We start from the raw sequence: 22,768 nt of genomic DNA, 5'->3' as shown, positions 1-22,768 counted from the left end.
TATATAGAGGCTGGATAAAAAGCCATAAAGGAGTTACAGAGGAGCCGCTCGCATACGACTGTTCAGGCTGTGGCTCCGGCCTGTGCCTGGGCGCAGGTCAGGGCGGTCTGAATAAAGAGCTTGGCTCCTGGTGGCGCTGCATCCTGCGACTTGACCGCGAGACCGATCCGCAGATCCTGAGGGGGATTAAGTGAGAGGGCGACAACACCCTCAAGCTTACTGGGGAGAAGTTTGCGTGGCATTAAGGTAATGCCCAGCCCCTCACGGACCATGGCCAGAATCGTCGCGGTATCGCTAGCCTGATAGCGAATTTGCGATTTATACTTGTCTAGCACAAAGCCAGCTCTGCGCATCAGGTTCAGCGAGCATTGAGTCTTCTCCATCACAAAGCCCTCTTCGCGCAGATCTTCTGGCGTAAGCGTCTTGCGTGTCTGGAGCGGATGTCCAGGTGGAAGTAGCACGCAGAGTTCATCAGTCGTTAGCAACGTTCCATCAATCCCTGGCGCGGGTAGCAACACAAAACCCACATCGATAACCCCCTGCTCGATCCAGTCTCCCACCTCGTGCATGGATCCCTCAAAGAGCACCACTTCAATGTCGGGATATGCGACGCGAAAGCGCGTCAACATGCTAGCCAACAAACGCGGAGGAATCATCGATTCGATACTTCCCAGGCGCACCTTCCCCGCTGCCTCGCCACGCGCTACCTTTGCCTCTTGCTCAATCGCCTCGGCCTGGGCCACGAGCAGGCGCACATGTGGAAGGATCTTTTCTCCAACACGAGAGAGCGAGACAACGCCCTTACGATTACGCTCCAGCAGCGTCACGCCCAGCTCGCTTTCAAGCGCTGAGAGCGCGTGACTTACTGCCGATTGTGTCAGGTTAATGGTATAGGCCGCCTCCGTGAAACTGCCCGTTTCAGCCAGGGCCACAAAACTTTGGAGCTGTGAGAAGTTCATATGTATGTCTTTCATAAGTTTATGACAAGTATGATTTGCGCTCATTATACAAAATCAAGTATACTGCTGACAAGCAAGTAATAAATGATCAATCCGCTTCACCATCTGGGATGGCGTGGAGTGCTGGGAGTGTGGGAGTTGGTGCGTACGCACCAACTCCCACACTCCCAGCACTCCACGGGTGAGAGATTGAAAATAACCTATTGGAGCTATGATGGCTGAAAACATTTTATCCATACAACCTGATGAGCAGAATAATGTACCCTCTACTACTGATACTCAAGTGGATATGCAGAAACAGGGAGAGAAGCCCTCAGCACGCATTCGGGCACGTCATGTCTTGATTCTAGGTGGGCTGGGAGCGCTGGGGCCGCTGGCGAATGATATGTATGTCCCCTCGCTTCCGACCTTGAGTCATGATTTGGCGGCGACGACCTCGCAGGCACAGTTGACCCTGAGCGCCTTTATTCTTGGCCTGGCCCTGGGACAGATAGTCGCGGGACCGATCAGCGATGCCCGGGGCAGGCGCTGGCCTTTGCTTATCGGCGTCGCAGTCTATGTGCTCACATCGCTACTCTGTGCCATTGCCCCTTCCATGGCAATCCTCATTCCCCTGCGCTTTATCCAGGGTGTAGCGGGCGCGGCTGGCGTGGCGCTGGCCCTGGCGATGGTCAGCGATCTGTACAGCGGAATTACCCAGGCACGCTTCTTCTCCCTACTGATGCAGATCAACGGCCTGGCTCCGATGCTCGCGCCGCTGCTTGGTGGTCAGCTGCTTAGAGTGACCTCCTGGCATGGCATTTTCGTCACCCTCGCACTCGCCGCAGTGCTGCTGCTCGCCGTCTCGGCGCTTGGACTTGGAGAGACACTGCCTGTTAGCCAGCGCCAGCGTGGAGGCATCACAACAACCCTGAGTGCCTTCCGTGAATTGCTAATGGACCGACGCTTCGTAGGCTATGCCCTCTCCTGTGGCTTTGCCTTTACCGCCTGCATCATCTACATCTCTGTCTCACCGTTTGTTTTACAGAACATCTATGGGATCTCGCCCCAGTTGTTGGGTATCATCTTCGGTATTAATGCCCTGGGTATCGTCATCATGGCCCAGGTCAATGCCAGGCTAGTTGGCCGTGTTCCCTCACAACATCTTCTGAGCTATGGCTACGCCATGATCGCCCTTGGGGGTATGGCCCTGCTCGTGGTTGTCCTGAGCGGTATCGGGCTTATCGGCATCCTGCCAGCCTTTTTTATCCTGACCTCCAGCCTTGGTCTCATCATGCCGAACGCGACAACGCTGGCGATGGCAAATACGCGAGCGGCTGGAAGTGCCGCCGCCCTGCTGGGTGTCTTGCAACTGGCGATTGGCGCGGTCGTCGCCCCCCTGGTCGGCCTCGGCGGCAGCGCGAGTGCGCTGCCGATGGCAGCCTCTATCGCGGCCTTCGCCCTGGCGACCCTGCTCACCTTCATTCTCCTCTGCCGCCCCGCACGGGCATAATAATTGTTGCCAACAATAAGGCGGAGCGAGAGCATCATTTAAACGACTCGCAAAGATATACCGTACTCCAACAAGTTATAGGGTCCAGGTAGCCGCTACTGGCGTACGCAGCTACCTGGGCTGGCGCGATAATTCTTGCCTGCCTTATACTGCAAGGAGAGGGAGGGAAGAGTTGAGAGTCAGCCTCCAGAGCATACATTAGAAATGACCAAGCATCATGAAGAAGGGAATAAGTCAGCTCTACCTTAGCCTCTAGCAATGTGCTGTTGTACATGAGTTACCCGTACATATACATCGGCCTCTACCCCCTCTGGCAGCGCAATGGTCAGACGTTTCAGTACCCGCGTTTTATGGTTAGCCTGGCTCTGCCCTTCCAGGTGTTCCAGGCAGAATTGCAATCCCTGGGGCTGTTCGATGGACAGGCGCAGATTATGATGTTGGCCGTGGAGGATGGCAATGGCTCCGTCGACTTCGCAATCCAGCCAGGTAATAAAGGCTTCTTCCACCTGGTGGCTTCCCTGAGCAAACTGAAAATGGTCGTGTAGCCAGACACTACCCGCCCCGGCTCCTCGCGTGATCAAGCGCAGTTCCCGGCGGCCGCTAAGCAGATCTGGACAGGGGTAGGCCGCGGCAAATTCGAGCACGATCCGTTTTTCTCCATCCGAGTCGCTGGCATCCACGCTTCCCTGGAACGCACCGGAGAATGCACGGCCAGTACCCTGCAACAGGCCATCGATGCGTGGGACGCTGTGCCCGTAGGAATTGGCGAAAATGTTCTCGTAACGACGCGGCCCGAAGTAGTCCCGTGAATAGAGTCCCCGGCCGGGGTCTGTCAGCAGATTTTCGCCGGCGACGTGCAGAAGGAAGCTGCCCACATCATTGTGATTGTGCTCTTCGTCGTTGTGCCCCGCTTTGACGCTCAACACGACTGGCGCCCCCTGCTCAGTTTGCGTTACCAGCCGCGCGGTCCCACCCGCTGGCAGTTGAGTGTCCTCTGGTGGAACGCTGACAGGCTGGCTACCGTCCCACCAGAGGATATCGCGCAGCATCATGGGCAGGCGCCAATTATTGTCCGGCTCTTCTGGCTGGGTAAGCAGATTGAGGAGAGTTAACTCGCCAGTACGCAGCGCCAGGCGCGTGAGGATGCCAGGATGAAAGCCAACATGTTCATCGCAATCGGCGAAGCTGGCAAAGTTGGCGCCAGAGAGTTGCATTTTCGCGGGAAAGGCCGCGATCAGCTTCAACTTCTCACCCGCGAGCAGATCGATCTGGCCAGCACTACACGCGTACAAAAGCTCTGAGAGAGCCACAACGTTGAACAGGCCGTAATGCCAGTAGGCTACCCCCTCGCTTGAGCTACCATCTTCCGCGAAAGCCGTTTCCACAAAGGTGTGCAGCCCGGTGAGAGCAATTTCCAGAGCGCGCTGTATTCGCGCCGGCTCCGGCTCCAGTAGAAGGAAGGTTGCCGCGACCGAACTATTGCAAACGCCATTCCAGTTGCTCGCCCCCTGATACCAGGTATGCAGGTGAAAGAAACGCAGATACGGCTCGAAAATTCTGTGCTCAATCTCCGAGCGGACCCGCTGGCGCACCTCCTCATTAAGAGTCTCGCCGAGCAGGAGGAGAGTTTCGGCCAGCAAATAGCCCGTTTCGGCGGCAAAGAGATCGATCATATCTCGCTCATGGGCCGGAAGCACCCAGTTGCTCTCCTCACAGATGCTCCAGATATAATCCTGTACAACCTCGCGTAAAGCTGTCTGGCCGAGGAATAGACGCAGCGCGGCGGCGGAGAGGCGTGCCCGCTTGAGAAAATACGCGGCCTCGTAGCGACTGCGCTCCCCGCTCTCCCGAAAGAGGCGATACGCTGTATAGGTGGTCTGCGGGATTGTCCCGATCTCGGTCAGCAGGGACTCCGTCTGCCGGAGCACACGCTGGGTTTGCGGCGCATGCTCCAGCCGCTGCCGTGCTGAACGCGCCTCCTCCAGTTCAGGGAAAGCCAGACCTCGCGTGGGCAGCAGTTGTTGCAATTGTTGTGTTGCCACGCCGAAAATGGATGATAAAGAAGATGCCATGTGCCCTTGCCTTTCCAATCATCTACCTGATCGGTTCCAGAAAATATGCTCATCGACCAGCGCCTGCTGATCACTCCATGCTTTTCGAGTAGTCCAGTCGGCAGTTCCTTGCCAGAAGGGGTTTTGAGCAAGAAAGTGGGTCTGGAGCTATCAATTGAAGGTGTGAGTGTTGCACCACACGTTTTGCCGCCCGTCTCAATCCAGCCTCTCACGACATACGTCGTTGCGCGACAACAAACATGGTACGAGGTATTGCAGGATCTAGACGAACTGGCGGAGGGGCGTAAGGCCAGCGTCCATACCGCAGAGCGATTTCTCCCAAAGGAGAGACAGAGGCATCCCATCCTAAGTTGTGAAGCCATTGTTGCGGCTCGTCGACTCCAAACTGCCAGGCAACTCCTTGACGCCTGAGTTGTTCTTGATGCGATGAGGTCAGTGCTGCTTGATTGACGATGTCCAAGCTCAGCCAACTGTCAGCGGCAGCAAGCTGTGAGACGGTTTCCATGATGTGCAGCACAGTGCTTGCCTTCAAGTAAAAGAGAAGCCCCTCAATGATCCAGATGGAAGGGCATCCTGGGTCAAAACCAGCTTCGAGCAGTACCTGGGCCCAAGACCCTTCAAGATTGACCGACAAGGGAGTACGCTGGCACTGTGCAATGGCATGTGTCTGGGCAAGAAGGGGTTCCTTGTAGCTGAAGATCTCCTCCTGGTCAAGCTCAAAGAGGCGCACTTCAGGAGGCCAGGCGAGGCGATAGGCGCGAGTATCCAGTCCAGCCGCCAGTAGTACAATCTGACGGATCGAGGTGGCTCGCATCCAGTCGCCAAGCAGATCGTCCAAAAAACGTGTTCGCAGAACTGGCCAGAAACCAGGATCACCTGGTCGGCCTTTCACCCACGCCACATATTTTTCTCCAGCAAGTAGGGCAGCCAGCGGGTCAACGAACAGTGCATCACTACGTTCACTTTCACATGCTCGTAGCGCAGCCGTTCCTCTTGCCGTTCGAGCAAGTGGGTTGGAGGCACCTGGCGTGGGATGAACTGGTTGGTGCTGATCAGTGTCATCGCTCATGTCTCTTCTCTCCATTCTGAACGTAACTCATATCAGGGTCTCTTCCTCTCCCAATGAGTACAGACTCTCGGCAAGCGGCCCTTATATCTGGATCTCTAGAAACGCATCCTGCTCATTCCATACGGTTGATGTTCGCAGTTCTGTACAGAGCCTCTGCATTGTCGCCACCACGCTCTCCCTCTCTTGATCCCAGGCCCGCCGCGCTTGAAAATCTTGAATCACCGTAGGATAGAGCCGTAACCCCCTGATCCTCTGATCCTCTACCTCCACCAGGAAAATGAAGCTAAGATCGTTGCGCTCAATACGATCAACCGCGTAATCATCGATAAAGTCACCAGCGCAATACAGAATCGGTCTCTCTTTGTACAGCTCGATTCCGCGCACTACATGACCGGAATGGCCAAAAACAATGTCAGCTCCCTGCTCGATCAAAGCATGCGCAAAGGGGACCTGCTCCGCTGGAGGGGTATAACCCCAGTTTGGTCCCCAATGAGCCGATACGATCAGCAGGTCCACCTTCTCTTTCGCCTTCCTGACGATCTCCAAGAGTTCTCCCGCCCGCTCATCCTTCAAGTCAATAGGCACATACCACACTCCGGGCAGCTCTTCAGTTGCCTCCCATTCTGGCTGGTTATCCGTCAACGCGATTAGCCCCAACCTTTTCCCCTTTGCTTCCCACACCGCCACTTCGGCGGCCTCAGCCTTCTTTCGACCAGCCCCCGCGGTATAAATGCCAGCAGCACGCACCACTTCAAGCGTCTCAAACAATCCTTCGTAATGAAAATCAAGGGCATGATTATTGGCAAGCGACACAGCAGTAATATGAGCCGCCTTGAGGACCTCTACATTTTTTGCATCTGAGCGAAAGTGAAATACTTTGGGGGTCGCTCTCCAGAACGATCCATGATCCGCCAGGGCACATTCGAGGTTACAGATGCGCACATCTGCCTGTTGGAAAAGAGATAATGTATCCCCCCACGGATAGGTTGGAGGCTCTTCCATTAAAATCTGGTTTATGAGCCGCCCCAGCATCACATCGCCAACGAAGAGAAGCCGCATATGCCTTCTCCTTCCTCGCCATGAACCATTCAATCTGCCTTGACTCTCACTGCCTTCTCTCCCTTGAATTATATATCTTGCTGTAGATAAGTGTATTTAAAACTCTCTCTTTCAAGTTTCTTCACTCCACAAAGATGGGCCATGATCAAAATTACTTGCGCATGGCATTTACTAATGAAATGGGTGGTCAGTTCTCTTTTTGAGAGGGCTGGGCACCCATTCCATTAGTACGTTTATACCCCGCTCCTCTTGTATGTCTATTTCTGAATTTGTTGGGTCTGTGTGGCATGGACGATCGTGACTTCGCTGGCTGGGATCCAAGCCTGGCGATGGGAGAAGTTGATCTCATACCACAGGGTAGTGGAGTTATCCTGCACGATGGTATATCCCGAGTCGAAAATCGCCCCATTGGGGACGCCACCCAGAATATGGCCGGGAATAGGATTGCCATAGACGAAGACTTGAGAGACCCCACTCTCGTTGATGCTCACCAGCGTGCCCGTTCCCTCGGTGACGTTAGCTCCCGGAGGGATCGCCAGCCAGACCAGTTTTCCGTCCTGGAACTGGCTGGAGGGATTCAAGTGAACCTGGTCATCCTCGCCATACCAGATCTCGTATAGCGTATCTCCTGTCCCCGCCGGATCCTTGACCTTAGCCAGGTAGGCATAGCTGATATCGGTCTCGATATTGTTCGTCTCGTCGGTAATGTCGGTGGGGTCGCTATACTGCGGGATGCGCCCCGAGGCGGTGCTGGGGCCATTGTAGAGATAGTAGAAGTTGAAGTCGGCAGGCGATTCCACTCCGCCTTTCTCCAGATGATTTTTCGTGTGCAGCTCGATGGTTCCCTTCGTGGGTGTCTCCTGCGGATAGGGGATGCCCTGCTGATGGATCAGCCCCAAGTAGTAGTCCCACATCCAGTATGGACCTGGATCAACGTGGTTAGGGCCGTACGGATACAACGGGGGTGGCACCGTGCCATGCGCCACGATATCATTGCGAGACAGTGGCAGATGGTACTTGGTGAGCAAATAGGCCACCAGCTTGGCCGAACCCAGGTACTGGGCCGCGTTGTACCACTGGAACCCGGTCGCATCAAAGCCCACGTGTTCGATACCGACCGAATGCTGATTATACCAGTAGTTGCCACAATTATACGTAAAATCCTCATCATGGACTACTTGATAAACCGTGCCATCCGAGTCCACAATATAGTTGGCGGCGGAACCAGGGGCAGTTTGAGGATCGGTGTTCTGGAAAACATTGAGAGCGTCCTGCAAGGAGCCTTCGGTGTCATGGATGACTACGTAGTCCACTGGCAGCGGATAGCCCGCATCAGTGCGCTCCTCGTAGTTGCAGGGCGGGTAGACAGTTTGGGATAGTGTGCAGTCGAAGGTGTTGGGATCTAGAATGCAGTTGACCGCGGCAGAATAGTCGCCGGTGGGCGTATTGCTGCAGCCGTTTGGCAGTGTGCTGGTTCCCTGGACTGCCGCAGCCGTGGCCTTATTGGGCTTGACCGCCTGAGCCGCCAGGGTTACCATCTCTCCGGTGTCGCTCTGGATATTGAAGCCGGTGCCCAGAATCTGGTAGAGCGCATCGGCATACATCAGTGCTGTCGAGCGCACAGTGGCGTGGCCGTACGCGGCAACCGCACCATACCAGTCGGAGAGATTGGCGGGCAGGGTATGACTGGCAGAGAGCCGTAGGGCCTCGGCCCGCAGGACTACTGCGCCGCCGCGGATATTGGTGGCGATGTCGGTCTTGAACTGAGCTACATTGACGTGCAGCAGGCTGGCGGCCTGGTCGAGAGTATCGGTGTGCTTGTTTTTGACCAGGTGCATGCAGCCAAAGCCGTTGTCGATGCTGGGAGAGCCGTGGTGCATGCTCAGGCGTCCCTCCATGTAGCAGAGGGCTTTGAGCAGGGTGGCGGGCACGCCGAATTCGCTGCTGGCCTGTTCGAAGGCCGAGCCGATTGCGCCGCTGCTGACCGTTTGTGCGCTGGCTGGGGAAGGTTCTCCCAGGAGCCCTGCGAGCAGTACAAGCAGGGTAAACAAGGCTGGGAGCGAGAGGCGAGCGAAAGCTATGCGTCGATGCATCATAGTTAAGTACTACCTCCATGCAATACATGTTTCACAAAAGATGCGAGCGAACAGAGGGTCGGGGAAAACCAGTGATGATAGGCTCCGATTCGGATCCATCGCCACCAATATTAAGAATAACATATTGACCAGCTTTAAAGAACAAAAACAACAAGCCTCTTTCTGGTCACGCTCGCGATATCTCTTGCACCTGGCTTTCCCACCCTTCTTTGGGGGCTATGATTCGGTTTGCCAACAGTATCACTTTGCGTGAATCAAAAGAGTCCAAAATGAGGGGCATCCGGCGCATCGCTTTGGGTAGGCTGGTATAGTGAAAGTACATGCAGGTGAGAGACCTGCACTATTCAGGCACCAGAGCAGGCATTCTGTGCCTGGCCTCTGGCATCTGACTTTCGTGCTCGAACAGCAGCACACACACTCAATGAAATGCCACTACTAGCCGTAGAACCGCAAGAGGACAAGGACCATGAAGAAACGACCACTGAACCTCGCCTTAGAGACCAGTGAGGTGCCTCAACCTATGGCAGACGGACTTGGCGCAACCGACCCGGGTCCGCGCAATGTCTTGCTAGACCTCCAGAATCCTGATTTGCTGACCCCGCCTCATACCGACGCTGGCACGATTCCTAATTTGAAGTTCTCGTTTTCCAATGCGCATAATCGGCTCTCTGAGGGAGGCTGGGCGCGCGAGGTGACGGTGCGGGAATTGCCCATCTCGACCACGATGGCAGGCGTGAATATGCGCTTGACCGCAGGTGGGGTGCGAGAGTTGCACTGGCACAAGGAATCCGAATGGGCTCTCATGCTCAATGGTCGCGCCCGCCTGACGGCGATGGATCAGGATGGGCACAACTTCATCGAGGATGTCAGCGAAGGAGACCTCTGGTTCTTTCCTGCCGGCATTCCGCACTCGATCCAGGGTCTGAAGGAGGGCTGCGAATTCCTGTTAGTGTTCGATAACGGCAGCTTCTCCGAGAATGAGACCTTCCTGATCACCGACTGGTTCGCACACACACCCAAAGAGATCCTGGCAAAGAACTTCGGTGTGGCAGAAAGCAATTTTGCCAGCATTCCAGCGCATGAGCGCTATATCTTTCAGAGTGATGTACCTGGCGAGTTATCTGCCGATCAAGTCTCTGCCCCCAACGGCACCGTGCCACAGAGCTTCGTCTATCGGTTGATGGAGCAGGAGCCGATTCACAGCAGGGGTGGGATGGTACGCATCGTTGACTCGACCAACTTTCCCGCCTCAACGACGATTGCTGCGGCGCTGGTGGAAGTTGAACCGGGCGGGTTACGGGAGTTGCACTGGCACCCGAATAATGATGAATGGCAGTATTACATCGAAGGCCAGGGACGTATGACTGTGTTTGCGTCCGGGGGCAAGGCTCGCACATTCGACTACCACGCTGGGGACGTGGGCTATGTTCCATTTGCCATGGGGCACTATATTGAGAATACGGGCGAAACGCCGCTGCGCTTCCTGGAGATGTTCAAGAGTAATCGTTTTGCTGACGTGTCGCTGAACCAGTGGATGGCGTTGACCACCCCTACCCTGGTGCAGGACCATCTGCATCTCAACCAGACGGTCATGGATACGCTGCATAAGCAGAAGCAACCAGTGGTCATTTGAGGCGCGCAGATGTAGAGGGCGTAAACTCGAAAGAGAGTGTTCCACAAAAGCATGATATAGGCGCTACTTAAAACAGGAGCAGCTGCTAGCCTTTGTAGCGTACACGCTTTTCATAGCGCCGTTGGAGTGAAAGGTTACGCTCGATCCCCCCTTCAATATTGTCTGAAACAAAGGCCGGAACATCTTTGCCACGCGATTGCAATACGTTGACTATTTCGCTATTCAAAAGCTGAGCAACCAGGACACCTATCAACGACGAGGCCGAACAGATCTGCTCAGATGAAGGCAACGCCAGCAGCGTATCGCCACAGCTCGTACAATTATCGATCACAATGTCAGCAAGTTCATAGAGCTTCTGACCGCCAGGATGGCGTGAAGGGGTCTCCCTTGTATGCTTCAGCGATGTGAGGACAATGAGCTGGTGCTGGCGCTGTTTTATCTGAAGAGCATATTCAACAACAGCGGCATTAACCCCCGATTGCGAGGCAATCAAAAAGACATCGTGCGGTTCGATCCGGTGGTAGGAGAGTAATGCAGCTCCCGCCGTCAGGTCACGCTCACATTCCAGGCTACGAACACGTTTCAATGACCAGTCACCATAAAGTGCGAGATCTTCAAAATCGATGCGATTAATCGGCGCGAGACCACCGGCACGATGGACCAGTTCGGCAGCGAAGGCGCGTGAGTGCCCTGATCCAAAGGTGTGAATGACACCTCCATATTCAATGCATTCGGCACAGACCTGCGCCGCTTGCTGAATGGCTTCGGTCTGTGTTGTGAGAAGTTCTTCCTGTATGTGGAGGAGTTGTAGCCAGCACGCTTGTAGCGAAACAGGTTGATCGTGATGTTCGTTCATATTTTTCCTTTTTTGCAACACAACCCTTTTATGACGCGACGGTCGGCTCCTGCATACCTTCCTGCATAGAGGCCCTGGACATATTGGGGGTATTGTGGGCAAAGCCGATATTGCCACGGTGATCGACCATGATCAGGCCACCGGTTCCACTGGCCCTGGCGCCCAGCACTTTGATCGCAGCCTCGGCTGCCTCCTGAGCATTCATACCACCAGCTACAAAATCACTGGCACGTTTGGCAATGAGCAGACGGATGAAATCCTCACCATAGCCGGTACAGGAGACAGCGGCATCTTCGTCGGCGTAGTAGCCGCAACCAACCAGCGGTGAATCGCCGACGCGTCCGGGATATTTGTTGAAGATGCCACCAGTTGAGGTGGCGGCGGCTAAATGCCCCTGGCTGTCGATGGCGACCGCGCCGACCGTGCCATGCTTCTCCCCTTCCTGGAGCTTGCCCTCGTCGAGCGCCTTACGTGCCGCTTTCCAGCGTTCGTGCTGGTCCTCGGTGAGCAGGTCTTTTAGCTCACACAGAGAGATGCCCCTTTCCTGCGCAAATTGTTGTGCCCCTTTGCCGACCAGCAATACATGCGGGCTTTCCAGCACCTGGCGCGCCAGCGAAATGGGATTTTTGATCAGCTCGACGCCCGCGATTGACCCAACCTGCAAGGTGTGCCCTTCCATCATGCCGGCGTCCATTTCGATCTTGCCGTCCAGGGAGAGGTAGGAACCGGTGCCCGCGTCGTAGAGTGGGTTATCTTCCAGAGATCTCACAGCGGCTTCGACGGCTGCGAGCGCGGTCCCGCCGCTCTGTAGCACGTTCCAGCCAATGGCGGAGGCTTCTTTGCAGCCCTTGCGCGCGCCCTCTATTCTTTCAGGAGCAATGGTTCCCGCTCCTCCGTGAACAATGATAGCGATAGGCATAAATAATGTATGTACTCCTGGTGTTTGATATGGTTGGGTCCATTGTATCATGCAACCTGGCTGTATTGCTAAACGGGGCGTGCCGCCCGCATGAAGCCGGCCACCCCTTGCGGGTGGCCGGCTTCATGCGGAACATGAGTGAGATGTATCACCAGAATTTGCCAATGTTGTTTACGATTGGCAATCCGCTCCTCGCCACCCAAATGAGCAGGCTCCAGCCAGAAATTGTCTTGTACGCTCCACTGCGGTTTGTCGTGTACGAGATCAGGAGTGGTGCGCCAACAACGCATGGCGTTTCAAATCTGGCTATGAGCCGAATACTGTTGGTATTTACATAGAGAGTTGCAACAGGGTGATAGAGTATGCCTAGTACTCAACGGGCAGTTATATCAATTCATCATTGAGCAAAGGGAGAAACACATGGAAGAACGAGACGAACGAGACGCGCCAAAGGTCGGTGAATGTTCCTTTCTCGGTAGGCAGGCCGTGGGCGGGAAACCCGCCCACACGGAATCGAAGGAGGACAGGGGAACCGAGTCGGAATCGATACCGCGCCTCCAACTACCTATGCCAGACCTTCAGTTGGTCCGCCTCGATCACGCGCCAGCCCTGCTTGCGTTCGAGCGGGAGAATCGGGCCTACTTCGCGGCGTCGATACCGGATCGGGGGGACGAGTTCTTCGCCGAGTTCGACACGCGGCTTGCGCAACTGCTCAAGTGGCAGGCAGCCGGGACGGATTACTTCCACCTGCTGGTGGCCGAGGGCGGCGAGGTGGTGGGGCGGGTGAACCTGGTTGAAGTGACAGACGGGTCGGCGGAACTGGGGTACCGGATCGCGCAGAAGGCCGCGGGGCAGGGACTGGCCACAGCGGCAGTGCGCAAGGTGCGTGAGCTCGCCATCACAGAGTACGGACTCGCCAGGCTGCGCGCGAGGGTCACACTGGACAATCCAGCCTCGCGCAAGGTGCTTGAACACAACGGATTCGTCGCCGTCGGTGAGCTCACGCTCAACGGCAAGCCAGCCATGTCCTACATCTGCGAACTTCGGTGATGCAATGCACTCGTGTAACTCCCAACACTATTCTGGCCGCTTTTCCAATAATTGCCCCAGGTCGGGTAAGCTACCCTGAACAACTTGTTCACCAGGATAATTATGGGATTTTCGTCAGAATAAGGTTGGGAGTTACACACCTGGAGGCCAAAAGATGCCGCGAGTATCCATCCAGAGGCGCAGGCACGTATTGCAGATGAACTGAGTCACCCGTATAGCTTCATCAATGGCGCGATATTGAGCCTGTGTCCCGTCCACTTTGTACGCGTAGATGAGCATGCGGATTTACAAATAATTATATACATAAATTCAAAAAGGGGTACAGGCTCTTGACAATGTCTCGTCAGAACAGTATCATAGCAATATGACGTTAACGTTAACTTTGAGGGGGAGCGATGAACGAGCGTATGCGGATCGGAGATTTGACCGAACGGGCAGGGGTAACTCCGCGCACCGTGCGTTATTACGAGAGCATCGGGCTGCTTCCCCCAGGCGAGCGCGAGGGGCATGGTCAGCACTACTATACAGAAGAGACGCTGGCCCGCCTGCGCAAAATTGACCAGCTCAAGAAGCTTGGGCTGAGCCTGGAAGAGATACGCGACGTGATCGATCTCTACTTCACTGATCCAAGTGGGGTACAGCCAAAGCAGAAGGTTCTCGCTATCCTGCGCCAGCATCTCGCCGAGGTGGACCAGAAGGTCGGCGCGCTTCAGCAATTTCGCGCTGACCTTCTGGTCCATATCGCGCGTTTCGAGAACTGGCTTGAAGAGCGGGAAAATCTCTAGTTTTTTTTGCCCAAAACATGACGTTAACGTAATGTTTAACGTGACCATCTTATACAAAAGGAGTGGAAAAATGAGCGAAACGATTGGATTTATTGGACTGGGCCAGTTAGGTTTGCCAATGGCGACCAATCTGCTGCAAGCGGGATATGCGTTGCGCGTGTACAACCGCACCGCGAGCAAAGCGGAGCCGCTGGTGGCTCAGGGCGCGCAACTGGTGGAGCGACCAGCTGACGTGGCGACGAGCGGAGGAATTGTCGCGACCATTGTGTGGGATGACACGGCTCTGGAAAGCGTTGTCATGAGCGATGGTTTTCTAGAGAAGCTGGGAGCGGGCGGAGTGCATATTGCGATGAGTACGATCTTGCCTGAGACATCGAAGAGGCTGGCCGCCCTTCACGCGCAACATGGCTGTACCTATGTCGAAGCGCCGATCTTTGGCAGGCCTGAAGCAGCCATCGCCCACAATCTCTGGATTCCTTTCGCGGGTCCACAGCAGGCTAAAGATCGTGTCAGGCCACTTCTGCAAGCGATGGGAGGGAAAGGTATCTTCGATTTCGGCGAGGAGATCGGCGCGGCGAATATCGTCAAGCTCGTGGGAAACTTCCTGATTGTTTCAGCGGGACACTCTATCAGAGAAGCGCTCGCAATGGCCCGCAACAACGGAGTCGATCCAAAGGCAGTGATTAACATGCTCACAAGCACGTTATTCTCCGCACCCATCTATCAGAGCTATGGCCAGAGAGTCGCCGAACTCTCAACGCCTTTCACGAGCGCGATCCCGTTGAAGGATGTTGGCCTCTTTAAGAAGACCTCACAACAGGTAGAGATGTCTACACCTATTGCGGATCTGCTCTATGATATCCTGCAAAGCGCATAAGGATGAATGAGAGGCAAGATGTTCAGAGTCATTTCTTTCTCGTGAAGGTAGGACAGCCTGTAGATCCCAGAGTTAAATGGATCTACAACCTGGTGGGCACGATCCAGCGCGAGCAGGCAGCAATAGGCGTTTTTATTACTCTGGAGGAGTCGTCGCGTGATATGGTGATGGAGGCCCTCAAAGCCGGCTTCTATCACTCTCCAGGCTGGAACAAAGACTATCCGCGTATTCAGATAGTGACCATAGAAGAACTGCTGCACCAGGCGGAAGTGAAAATGCCGCCGCAATTTGGCACGTTTAAGCAGGCACAACGTGAGCGCCAGCAACCCTATGCACAGCAGGGAGATAGTACTGAGATGCAACAAGTTTCGATTGTGAGAAACACGCTGGCGGCAAAGATGATCCCGGAGACATGCATGAGTATCCAGGATCATCTCGTGTTTAAGCTGGCCCAGCTACAGGCTCATTCTCTGCCTCCGCACGGCCCTCCATCTGGCGCAGTGCGGGATTGAAGAGTAGGCTGAGCGTCGCGACGAGGTAAGCGGCAGCTATCAAGAAAAGCGTGCCTTGCACACCCAGACGCTCCACGCTGGCTCCAATGAGCAACAGTCCCAGGGGAACCGCGATCTGAGCCAGGGCAATCAGCGGTCCAAGTACCCGTCCGCGTATCTCCGCAGACACGCGTTCCATCGCTACTGTCATAATAATGGGATTGATCGGCGCGCTGGCAATGCCTCCTACGGCTGCTGCTAGCAGCATGGCCGGGAACACGGGCAGCAGTGCAAGTGTCCAGAACGGGAGCCCCATACCGATAAAGGCAAGAGTAAAGGTGACACGGCGCGGCAGCTTCACGCCAAGTATGCTAAAAAGGATGGAGCCGAACAACGCTCCGCCGCCAAAGGCCGCGGAGGCCAAACCGAAAGCCAAGACACTGCCAAAGTGTACTCTGGCGTAGATGGGCATCACGACAGCAAAAAACGAGGCGTCGAGCAGATTAGTGATAATGAGCACAAACATAATTGCCAGCATAAGCCGATCGCGCCAGAGTGTTTGAAAACTCAGCTTGAAACCAGCCTGCCATGATGGGATCTCTTCTGATGGAACATCGAAACGCTCCTCTGCTTGGATCTCTGCAATCCTGTGACCTTCTGGCGGAGCTTCACGATCTGTGCTGGTGCGAGATGCAGGCACGACGAGCGCAACGATGCATGCTGAGAGGAGAAAGCTTGTCGCATCTACCCAGAGCAGCCTGGTTGTGCCTACGATCACGATCAACGCACCCGCGAGAGGCGCTCCTAACAATCCAGCTCCGCGTTGGATAGCCTGCAAGATAGAACTGGCGAGCTCGAAGCGCATTCCGGTCAACTCCGCTAAATCAGGTAACAATACTGTACGAGCGGTTGTGCCCGGTGTATTGCAAAACGAGGCGCAAAAGACCAGTACGAGCAGCTGCCAGAAGGCCAACCCTACGGTGTAGTAGAGTAACGGAACAAGCGCAACCGCAAAGCCACTGGCCAGATCTGCCAGAATACTGATGCGTTTCTGACCCATACGATCAACCAATGTTCCCCCAAACGCTCCAGCCACGAGATTCGCCACGACTTCAACACAGGCAGTCAGGCCCATTTGGGCAGCGCTACCAGTTGTTTGCAAGACAAACCACGGGATGGCCAGCGCTGTTAACATACTTCCCAACACCGAAATGCCATTTGCGCCAAAGAGAGCCAAAATTGGCAAGCTCTCCCTTTTCATATCCTTGTGATGCTGTATCATGAAATCATTTCTTCCTTGCAATGCTCGTTCTTCGCAATGCTCGTTCTTCGCGCTTCCTGACTATTCTTGCGATTGCTCTGAGGGAGTGGATGCCTCGTTAGATTGGTGCTCGAGAGCCCTGGTGCGCCTGGCCTTTTGTGTGGAAGCCAAATCGTTGGGGTCCTGCAAGGGAGGGCGCTCCGGTCCCTCAAGCTGGGGTATAGCTTTGGCAAGCCAGGCAAGCTCAGCTTCCAGACGCGATTCGCCATAGCTGAAGACAAGTTCAGCATACTCATCAATAAAGGATCGACCGTTCTTTTGCCACGCGCGCAGTTCGTGCAACATCTGCTGTATCTCGCGGCGGCGCGCCTGGAGGTGCTCAAGCAGGGTTGTCCTCTCCTGGCCTGCCGGTCCCCAGAAGATCATTTTCAGTAAGAGTTCGTCGCGCATGGGAGGAGGAGAGTCCGAGGGCTGCTCCAACCACTGCGCCAGATCCTGCCAACCCTGCGCGGTCAATTCGTAGACTTTTCTGCGTCGTCCCTCACTCTCGGCTTGCTGCACTTCGATGAGACCATTCTGCTCAAGCTGTTTGAGGCGTGGATAGATACTCCCAAAACTAAGTGCAGAGAGCATCCCAGCTCCACCCTTCTCAAACTCGGCCTTCATATCGTAGCCTGAACATGGGGTAAAGCTGATGACTCCAAGAATAACATGCTCGCTATCCATAACCTGATTCCTCCAGTGAAATCAACACATCATGCTAATATAACACTATGATACAACACTATGATACAACACTATGATATATTAATATGATATATTGAAATAGTCAAGGGGGTCTAACTTCGCCATCCTAAAGTTCATTCTGAGATTGACAGAAACAAGCAAGTGAGGTAGATTCGGCTCGGGAGGTAGAGAGCATGAGAGGTCCCCTGCCAAGCCATCCAATTGAGTTGACCCATGTGGAACGGGCCGAGGATTTGAGCAAGATACGAGAAGTTTTTTTCTTTCTCTGCCAGTAGAATAGAGGCACTTACAAATGAGAAGACCTATTCTCCCTATGAGCTATCCCGAATGCCAGAGGGGGAGGAAGGAAGGAAACACCTATGAACACACATGATCAGCACCATTTCCCCAAAAGCCTCGACACCCCCGCGCTGCCTGAGGTGGTCGACCGGACCACCTGGCAGACGAAACTGGACAAGCTGCGCGTTCGGGAAAAGGCGCACACCCGCGAAGGGGATGCGATCGCGGCGGCTCGAAGGCGTCTGCCGATGGTGGAGGTAGACCCCACCATCCAGCTTCTTGGCCCGCATGGACCGATCACGTTGCTGGAGGTCTTCGAGGGCCGAAGGCTTCTGATCGTCTATTTTCACATGTGGCATACTGGTCAGCCCGCCAGCGCCCAGTGCGAGGGCTGCACCTTCTCCAACAGCCAGGTTCGCGAGCTGTCCTACCTGCATTCCCGCGACGTTACCTACGCCACGTTCTGCGAAGGTCCGTACGAGGAGAGCATCCGTTACCGTGACTTCATGGGTTGGGATGTTCCGTGGTACTCGGTGCCGCAGGACACCGTGGACCAGCTGGTCGCAGACCGGCACTTCGGCATCCTGGTCAGCTATCTCCGAGACGGTGACCATGTCTTCGAGACCTACTGGACCACCGGCCGCGGCAATGAAGTGATGGCACCGTCGTACGGAATCCTGGATCTGACCGCCTACGGCCGGCAGGAGTTCTGGGAGGACTCGCCCGAGGGCTGGCCGCAGCGGTGGGATTCCAAAGGTGACCAGATGCGGCTGGACGGCCGCCCAACCGCCCAATGGTCCCGGCTGGCGGCTGGACGCTCCGACAACCTCGGCACCAAAACCACTGCCCCAAACGGCTAGCCAAACCAGCCAAGCCACCAGGGCAAGCACTAGCGGATGAGCCAGAAGGCACATCCGCCACAAAGCATAATCTGCCTTAAGCAACAGATCACTGTCCTCATATGTGCTGACAATGGTCGTCTGCATCTCTTCAAGGGAAAAGTCGAAAGAATGCTTTGGCGCAGTTTAGGCTTTAAGATAAATTGTAGAAATATGCAGAATATACGACAAGACAACGATATCCTTCTCACAAAAAAAGCTTTCTCCTCGAGAACACAACCACATCTGCCTTACGACAAAAAGGGAGCTTCTCTTCTCTCGAGTACCAGCCTCTTTGTTATTGGTGAGTTTGTGGCGTTCTTCTGGAGTACGCAAGAAATATCACCCTTCGTTTGCTTACTCCAAAACAGCACCACACACTTCAGTGCAAACTCAGCACCACTTCAGTGCAAAGCCACATCTACTCCAGCGCAAATACAAAATCTACACCTCAGGATGAGTTTTCGCCAGGAACTCAAAGAATTGTCAGATTTTGGGTGGGAAGTGAGTCGTAATAAGTAGACAGGAAAATACCCTTTCGAACATGCAAGTTCTGTGGTGAAATGGCGTCGCGAACTGCACTCATGGATTTGAATCTTTCAAAAGATATGCAGCGCATCAATAAGTGAGGATAGAGCGAGGGATAAACAAGCAGACAAGGGTGTCTGCTCACAAGGAGCGTGGCAATGGCGTATTTGATTGAGGATCAGTCATTCCCAGATGCCGAGAGGAACGGGAGTGGTGCAGCGGTCGAGAATGAGGTGATCGCACTCGTGACCCAGGCCCAACTGGGAGATATGCGGGCATTTGAAGCTTTGTATGAATTGTACAATAGCCAGATTAGCAGATACCTGAGCCGGATGGTGGGGAATGATGGCGTTGGCTGCGAGCTGACGCAGGAGACCTTTGTCAAGGTCTGGACCTACTTACCCGGCCTGCGCTCACCAACACATTTTCTCGGTTGGCTCTACCGCATCGCGACCAACTGTGCCTATACCTATTTAAAGAAGCACGCCCGGCACAAAAAAGAGTTGTCGCTTGAGATCTACCTGGAGCAATCCGATGATCTCTATATCGAAGGGCCTGAGAAGAGGGTTGAAGAGCTAGAACTGCTGCGAATGGCGTTGGAGAAGGTCTCGCCCACCTATCGCCCCTGCCTGATTCTCCATCTCATTGAGGATCTTCCCCAGAACAAAATTGCTGAACTACTTGGTATGAAGGAAACTAGTGTGAGCAAATATGTTAGTCGAGGTTTAAAGGATCTGCGCCAGATCTATCGCAAATATGTGGATACCTATAGCAAACCTGGCATGGGAGGAAAAGCGTAATGAATCTCTTTTCTCAGTGTGCCAGGTGGAAGGAGAAGCTGGCGCTCAAGCCCGAAGATCTCTCCGTCGCCGAACAAGAGGCGTTAGCAGCACACCTGAAAACGTGCACCTCCTGTCGCCAGGCGCGAGAGGATTACCTGTTTTTTGCTTCAGCACTGAAACGTCTCCCTGCCCCTAGCGTGCAGCCCATTCCGCGTATCTCACTTTTGCTAGAACAACATAGTCAACAGCTAAAGTATGAGGATACCCCGGTGCGTAGGTCGACACAAAGTTTTGCCGACATCCAGTCGCGGATAAACCATCCTAACGTCCATCCAACACAACGCTGGCAGCGGGTCTTCCCGTTTCTGGCAGTAGCATGTATTCTCTTTGGCGTCATGCTACTGGGGAATTTCTACCTGGCCGCCACGAATTTAGCCAGCCAGGTAGGGATCGCGGTTACGACCTACCGCCAGCACACAGATTTTGTCAGCGCGGTGGCCTGGTCGCCCGATGGGCAGTATGTTGCCTCCGCGAGCTGGGATGACACCGTCCAGGTCTGGAAGGCAAAGTCGGGTGAACTGATCAGCGTCTATCATGGACATGCAAAAGTCGTAGATACAGTCGCCTGGTCGCCTGACGGGCGGCACATTGCCTCGGGCAGTTGGGATCATACCGTCCAGGTCTGGGATGCCTTTACGGGCCAAACCCTCCTCACCTATAGAGGGCACACCCTGGGAGTCACAACGTTGGCCTGGTCGCCTGATGGGCATGATATTGCCTCTGGAAGCGATAGTATCGTCCGTGTCTGGACTGCCTATACTGGTCAGACATTGCTTACCTACGACAATCACAAGGAACTGGTCAGTACGCTGGCCTGGTCACCTGATGGCAACAAAATTGTTTCGGGTGGGCATGACGACTTTGTCCAGGTCTGGGATGCCCATACCGGTTTTACTTATCTAAACCATCCCTACACCATTAGCGATCCCGTGGATAGCCTGGCCTGGTCACCCGATGGCAAGAAAATCGCAGCCGGGGGCCGCGATGCCACCGTTCAGGTCTGGGATGCCACGACCGGTCAACGCCTCTTAACCTATTATGGGCATAGCAAAGAGGTAACATCGGTGGCCTGGTCGCCCGATGGGAGCAAGATCGCTTCAGGCAGCTATGATACCACCGTCCAGGTCTGGGATGCCCATACAGGCCAGACGCTTTTGAGCTATCGAGGGCATAACAATGTTGTCGATGCCGTCGCCTGGTCGCCCAACGGCAAGAAGATCGCTTCAGGCGGTGAGGACCACTCGGTCCAGGTCTGGAACGTAGAACCCGGACCATAGGGTTTTCATATACAAAACTGCGGTGAGAAATAGGACAAATGTCTCTTCTCGCTACCTCTATGGCCTATTTGAATCTATCTGTTGGGTTTAATTCGTTTTCTATGTATGAATTACTACGCGCAGAGAAGCGCAAGGAGGGGTCTCATGTTTATCTTTGATCGTCAGAAACGTAAGGATATCGATCAACTCGTAGAGGATTACACTGCCACCCGCAGTATGCCACGCCGCGAGTTTTTGCAGAAAGCCACGGCGGCAGGGCTGAGCGTCAGTGCCGCATCGGCCCTGCTGGCTGCCTGCGGTGGCGTTCCGGCTGGCAATGGCGCAAATAGCGGCTCACCCAGCAAAGTGAAGAGCATCGATCTGTTGACGCAGTGGAGTGGCGAGGAACTGGATTCCTTCAAGGCCATTACCTCGGCCTTTACCAAGAAGACGAATATCACCGTCAACCTCGAGTCTACACGTGACGTCAACGCCGTCCTTTCGACACGTCTGCGGGGCAATAATCCCCCCGATGCCGCTGGTATGCCGGGTATTCCCCAGTTCCAGCAGTATGCCAGCCAGGGGAAACTGGTCAAGCTGGACGCGTTTTTTGATATGAGCAAGATCCAGCAGAACTATGGCAAGGCCTGGATCGACCTGGCTTCCTATCAGGGCACGCTCTATGGCGTCCTTCCTAAAGCCAACACCAAAGGGACCGTCTGGTATAGCCCCAAAAACTTCCAGGATATTGGTGGCTCCGTTCCCCAGACCTGGAATGACCTGATCGCGGTCTCGGACAAGATCGCCAATGCCGGCAAATATCCCTGGGCGCTGGGTATCGAGAGCGCGGCCTCCAGCGGCTGGCCTGGAACCGACTGGATCTCAACGATCTACATCAAAAAGTACGGCCCGGACATGTTCGACCAGTGGACAAGCCATAAGATTCCCTGGACGCATCCCAGTATCAAGGACGCCTTCCAGATGTTTGGCACCATCGTGCAGGGCAAACACTATATCAATGGCGCGCCCCAGGCCATTCTGGCTACAAACTACGAGGACGCGTCCTATCAGCCTTTCGCGACTCCGCCTAAGGCCTATATGTACTTCCTGGGCGACTTTACCGCCGGATTTATCCAAGCCCAGTATAAGAAGCTGCAGGCTGGTACCGATTACACCTTCTTTGACTTCCCCAGCATTGAGGATCAGTACAAAGGCAACGTGATCGGTGGCGCCGATATTATCGCGGCCTTCAAAGATAACGATGGCACACGCCAGCTTCTGGAGTACATTTCGAGCACGGAGGCGCAGACCATCTGGGTCAAACGTGGTGGTGCGACCTCGGTCAACAAGGCCGTCCAGTCGAGCGATTATCCGAATACTATCGCGAGCAAGGCCGCGCAACAGATGATCAATGCTTCAGCCGTACGCCTGAGCGCAGGCGACCTGGTTCCTGGAGCACTACAGACCGCCTTCTGGAAAGCTATTATCTCCTATGTCAGTGATCCCAAGTCGCTGGATAGCATTCTCAGCACACTTGAAAGCTCCGCTCAACAGGCATACCAGTCCTAAGACGTGGTTGGTAGGTGGGGTGTGGGTGTGCGCTGGCAGTCTGAGGCTGC

20 protein-coding genes and 1 pseudogene are annotated in these 22,768 nt (G+C 54.7%); 11 read left to right on the top strand and 10 right to left on the bottom strand.

What is annotated here, in order from left to right; genetic code table 11:
* Positions 1-62 precede the first annotated feature (62 nt).
* Positions 63-959 (bottom strand): LysR family transcriptional regulator, encoded by an 897-nt coding sequence (locus JMJ16_RS42960; protein ID WP_201391608.1) that lies wholly within the window; start codon positions 957-959, stop codon positions 63-65.
* Between the two features lie 289 nt (positions 960-1,248).
* Between JMJ16_RS42960 and JMJ16_RS42955 the strand changes: the two genes are divergently transcribed.
* A complete protein-coding gene (locus tag JMJ16_RS42955; protein WP_236601951.1) occupies positions 1,249-2,451 on the top strand; it encodes a multidrug effflux MFS transporter in 1,203 nt (400 codons plus the stop codon).
* A gap of 245 nt (positions 2,452-2,696) precedes the next feature.
* Here the strand turns inward: JMJ16_RS42955 and JMJ16_RS42950 are convergent, their stop codons facing one another.
* From JMJ16_RS42950 to JMJ16_RS42935, 4 genes are all read right to left on the bottom strand, one after another.
* Entirely contained in the window at positions 2,697-4,523 is a 1,827-nt protein-coding gene (locus JMJ16_RS42950) for a heparinase II/III family protein (protein WP_201391606.1), read from the bottom strand.
* A 208-nt stretch (positions 4,524-4,731) separates the two neighbouring features.
* Positions 4,732-5,592, bottom strand: a complete 861-nt coding sequence (locus JMJ16_RS42945) for an SAM-dependent methyltransferase (RefSeq protein WP_201391603.1) — start codon at positions 5,590-5,592, stop codon at positions 4,732-4,734.
* An 81-nt stretch (positions 5,593-5,673) separates the two neighbouring features.
* Positions 5,674-6,651 (bottom strand): CapA family protein, encoded by a 978-nt coding sequence (locus JMJ16_RS42940; protein ID WP_201391601.1) that lies wholly within the window; start codon positions 6,649-6,651, stop codon positions 5,674-5,676.
* Positions 6,652-6,908: 257 nt separating this feature from the next.
* Entirely contained in the window at positions 6,909-8,747 is a 1,839-nt protein-coding gene (locus JMJ16_RS42935) for an N-acetylmuramoyl-L-alanine amidase (RefSeq protein WP_236601950.1), read from the bottom strand.
* 466 nt (positions 8,748-9,213) lie between these two features.
* Between JMJ16_RS42935 and JMJ16_RS42930 the strand changes: the two genes are divergently transcribed.
* The gene (locus tag JMJ16_RS42930) at positions 9,214-10,380 is read left to right on the top strand and encodes an oxalate decarboxylase family bicupin (protein WP_201391600.1); all 1,167 of its coding nucleotides are present in this window, start codon (positions 9,214-9,216) and stop codon (positions 10,378-10,380) included.
* Between the two features lie 85 nt (positions 10,381-10,465).
* Here the strand turns inward: JMJ16_RS42930 and JMJ16_RS42925 are convergent, their stop codons facing one another.
* Positions 10,466-11,236: a sugar isomerase domain-containing protein gene (locus JMJ16_RS42925; protein WP_201391598.1), complete on the bottom strand. Its 771-nt coding sequence runs from the start codon at positions 11,234-11,236 to the stop codon at positions 10,466-10,468.
* 28 nt (positions 11,237-11,264) lie between these two features.
* Complete coding sequence (locus tag JMJ16_RS42920) at positions 11,265-12,155, bottom strand: isoaspartyl peptidase/L-asparaginase family protein (RefSeq protein ID WP_201391596.1); 891 nt, start codon at positions 12,153-12,155, stop codon at positions 11,265-11,267.
* Positions 12,156-12,160: 5 nt separating this feature from the next.
* Between JMJ16_RS42920 and JMJ16_RS56525 the strand changes: the two genes are divergently transcribed.
* A complete protein-coding gene (locus JMJ16_RS56525) occupies positions 12,161-12,493 on the top strand; it encodes a DUF302 domain-containing protein (RefSeq protein WP_307813354.1) in 333 nt (110 codons plus the stop codon).
* 82 nt (positions 12,494-12,575) lie between these two features.
* Complete coding sequence (locus JMJ16_RS42910) at positions 12,576-13,205, top strand: GNAT family N-acetyltransferase (RefSeq protein WP_236601949.1); 630 nt, start codon at positions 12,576-12,578, stop codon at positions 13,203-13,205.
* Between the two features lie 156 nt (positions 13,206-13,361).
* Here the strand turns inward: JMJ16_RS42910 and JMJ16_RS55080 are convergent.
* A pseudogene (locus tag JMJ16_RS55080) lies at positions 13,362-13,484 on the bottom strand (RNA-guided endonuclease TnpB family protein); the annotation flags it as partial.
* 116 nt (positions 13,485-13,600) lie between these two features.
* On the opposite strand from JMJ16_RS55080, the gene JMJ16_RS42905 reads away from it, so the two are divergent.
* The 3 genes from JMJ16_RS42905 (at position 13,601) to JMJ16_RS42895 (ending at position 15,379) form a co-directional block, all read left to right on the top strand.
* A complete protein-coding gene (locus JMJ16_RS42905) occupies positions 13,601-13,990 on the top strand; it encodes a MerR family transcriptional regulator (protein ID WP_201391594.1) in 390 nt (129 codons plus the stop codon).
* 70 nt (positions 13,991-14,060) lie between these two features.
* The gene (locus JMJ16_RS42900) at positions 14,061-14,867 is read left to right on the top strand and encodes an NAD(P)-dependent oxidoreductase (RefSeq protein WP_201391592.1); all 807 of its coding nucleotides are present in this window, start codon (positions 14,061-14,063) and stop codon (positions 14,865-14,867) included.
* Positions 14,868-14,869: 2 nt separating this feature from the next.
* Entirely contained in the window at positions 14,870-15,379 is a 510-nt protein-coding gene (locus JMJ16_RS42895; protein ID WP_201391590.1) for a hypothetical protein, read from the top strand.
* On the opposite strand, the gene JMJ16_RS42890 is transcribed toward JMJ16_RS42895, so the two are convergent.
* Positions 15,309-16,640 carry an MFS transporter gene (locus JMJ16_RS42890; protein WP_201391588.1) on the bottom strand — a complete coding sequence of 444 codons (1,332 nt, stop codon included), beginning with the start codon at positions 16,638-16,640 and terminating at the stop codon, positions 15,309-15,311. The genes JMJ16_RS42895 and JMJ16_RS42890 overlap by 71 nt on opposite strands.
* Positions 16,641-16,700: 60 nt before the next feature.
* Positions 16,701-17,345: a PadR family transcriptional regulator gene (locus JMJ16_RS42885; protein WP_201391586.1), complete on the bottom strand. Its 645-nt coding sequence runs from the start codon at positions 17,343-17,345 to the stop codon at positions 16,701-16,703.
* Between the two features lie 380 nt (positions 17,346-17,725).
* Between JMJ16_RS42885 and JMJ16_RS42880 the strand changes: the two genes are divergently transcribed.
* The 4 genes from JMJ16_RS42880 to JMJ16_RS42865 all read left to right on the top strand — a co-directional run bounded on the left by JMJ16_RS42880 (position 17,726) and on the right by JMJ16_RS42865 (position 22,718).
* Positions 17,726-18,505: a DUF899 family protein gene (locus JMJ16_RS42880; protein WP_201391584.1), complete on the top strand. Its 780-nt coding sequence runs from the start codon at positions 17,726-17,728 to the stop codon at positions 18,503-18,505.
* Between the two features lie 704 nt (positions 18,506-19,209).
* A complete protein-coding gene (locus JMJ16_RS42875; RefSeq protein WP_201391581.1) occupies positions 19,210-19,851 on the top strand; it encodes an RNA polymerase sigma factor in 642 nt (213 codons plus the stop codon).
* Positions 19,851-21,170: a WD40 repeat domain-containing protein gene (locus tag JMJ16_RS42870; RefSeq protein WP_201391579.1), complete on the top strand. Its 1,320-nt coding sequence runs from the start codon at positions 19,851-19,853 to the stop codon at positions 21,168-21,170. Before JMJ16_RS42875 ends, JMJ16_RS42870 begins: the two co-directional genes overlap by 1 nt.
* A 144-nt stretch (positions 21,171-21,314) precedes the next feature.
* Positions 21,315-22,718, top strand: a complete 1,404-nt coding sequence (locus JMJ16_RS42865) for an ABC transporter substrate-binding protein (RefSeq protein ID WP_201391577.1) — start codon at positions 21,315-21,317, stop codon at positions 22,716-22,718.
* The last annotated feature ends 50 nt before the right edge of the window (positions 22,719-22,768 follow it).

It is taken from the genome of Ktedonobacter sp. SOSP1-52 (assembly GCF_016587395.1).
This window is presented reverse-complemented; position numbering and strand designations above follow the sequence as displayed.

Bases quoted from the DNA above. Each gene is read 5' to 3' on its own strand.
- JMJ16_RS42960 (WP_201391608.1), bottom strand. From the start codon at position 959: ATGAACTTCTCACAGCTCCAAAGTTTTGTGGCCCTGGCTGAAACGGGC.
- JMJ16_RS42955 (WP_236601951.1), top strand. From the start codon at position 1,249: ATGCAGAAACAGGGAGAGAAGCCCTCAGCACGCATTCGGGCACGTCAT.
- JMJ16_RS42950 (WP_201391606.1), bottom strand. From the start codon at position 4,523: ATGGCATCTTCTTTATCATCCATTTTCGGCGTGGCAACACAACAATTG.
- JMJ16_RS42945 (WP_201391603.1), bottom strand. From the start codon at position 5,592: ATGAGCGATGACACTGATCAGCACCAACCAGTTCATCCCACGCCAGGT.
- JMJ16_RS42940 (WP_201391601.1), bottom strand. From the start codon at position 6,651: ATGCGGCTTCTCTTCGTTGGCGATGTGATGCTGGGGCGGCTCATAAAC.
- JMJ16_RS42935 (WP_236601950.1), bottom strand. From the start codon at position 8,747: ATGATGCATCGACGCATAGCTTTCGCTCGCCTCTCGCTCCCAGCCTTG.
- JMJ16_RS42930 (WP_201391600.1), top strand. From the start codon at position 9,214: ATGAAGAAACGACCACTGAACCTCGCCTTAGAGACCAGTGAGGTGCCT.
- JMJ16_RS42925 (WP_201391598.1), bottom strand. From the start codon at position 11,236: ATGAACGAACATCACGATCAACCTGTTTCGCTACAAGCGTGCTGGCTA.
- JMJ16_RS42920 (WP_201391596.1), bottom strand. From the start codon at position 12,155: ATGCCTATCGCTATCATTGTTCACGGAGGAGCGGGAACCATTGCTCCT.
- JMJ16_RS56525 (WP_307813354.1), top strand. From the start codon at position 12,161: ATGTATGTACTCCTGGTGTTTGATATGGTTGGGTCCATTGTATCATGC.
- JMJ16_RS42910 (WP_236601949.1), top strand. From the start codon at position 12,576: ATGGAAGAACGAGACGAACGAGACGCGCCAAAGGTCGGTGAATGTTCC.
- JMJ16_RS42905 (WP_201391594.1), top strand. From the start codon at position 13,601: ATGAACGAGCGTATGCGGATCGGAGATTTGACCGAACGGGCAGGGGTA.
- JMJ16_RS42900 (WP_201391592.1), top strand. From the start codon at position 14,061: ATGAGCGAAACGATTGGATTTATTGGACTGGGCCAGTTAGGTTTGCCA.
- JMJ16_RS42895 (WP_201391590.1), top strand. From the start codon at position 14,870: ATGAATGAGAGGCAAGATGTTCAGAGTCATTTCTTTCTCGTGAAGGTA.
- JMJ16_RS42890 (WP_201391588.1), bottom strand. From the start codon at position 16,640: ATGATACAGCATCACAAGGATATGAAAAGGGAGAGCTTGCCAATTTTG.
- JMJ16_RS42885 (WP_201391586.1), bottom strand. From the start codon at position 17,345: ATGGATAGCGAGCATGTTATTCTTGGAGTCATCAGCTTTACCCCATGT.
- JMJ16_RS42880 (WP_201391584.1), top strand. From the start codon at position 17,726: ATGAACACACATGATCAGCACCATTTCCCCAAAAGCCTCGACACCCCC.
- JMJ16_RS42875 (WP_201391581.1), top strand. From the start codon at position 19,210: ATGGCGTATTTGATTGAGGATCAGTCATTCCCAGATGCCGAGAGGAAC.
- JMJ16_RS42870 (WP_201391579.1), top strand. From the start codon at position 19,851: ATGAATCTCTTTTCTCAGTGTGCCAGGTGGAAGGAGAAGCTGGCGCTC.
- JMJ16_RS42865 (WP_201391577.1), top strand. From the start codon at position 21,315: ATGTTTATCTTTGATCGTCAGAAACGTAAGGATATCGATCAACTCGTA.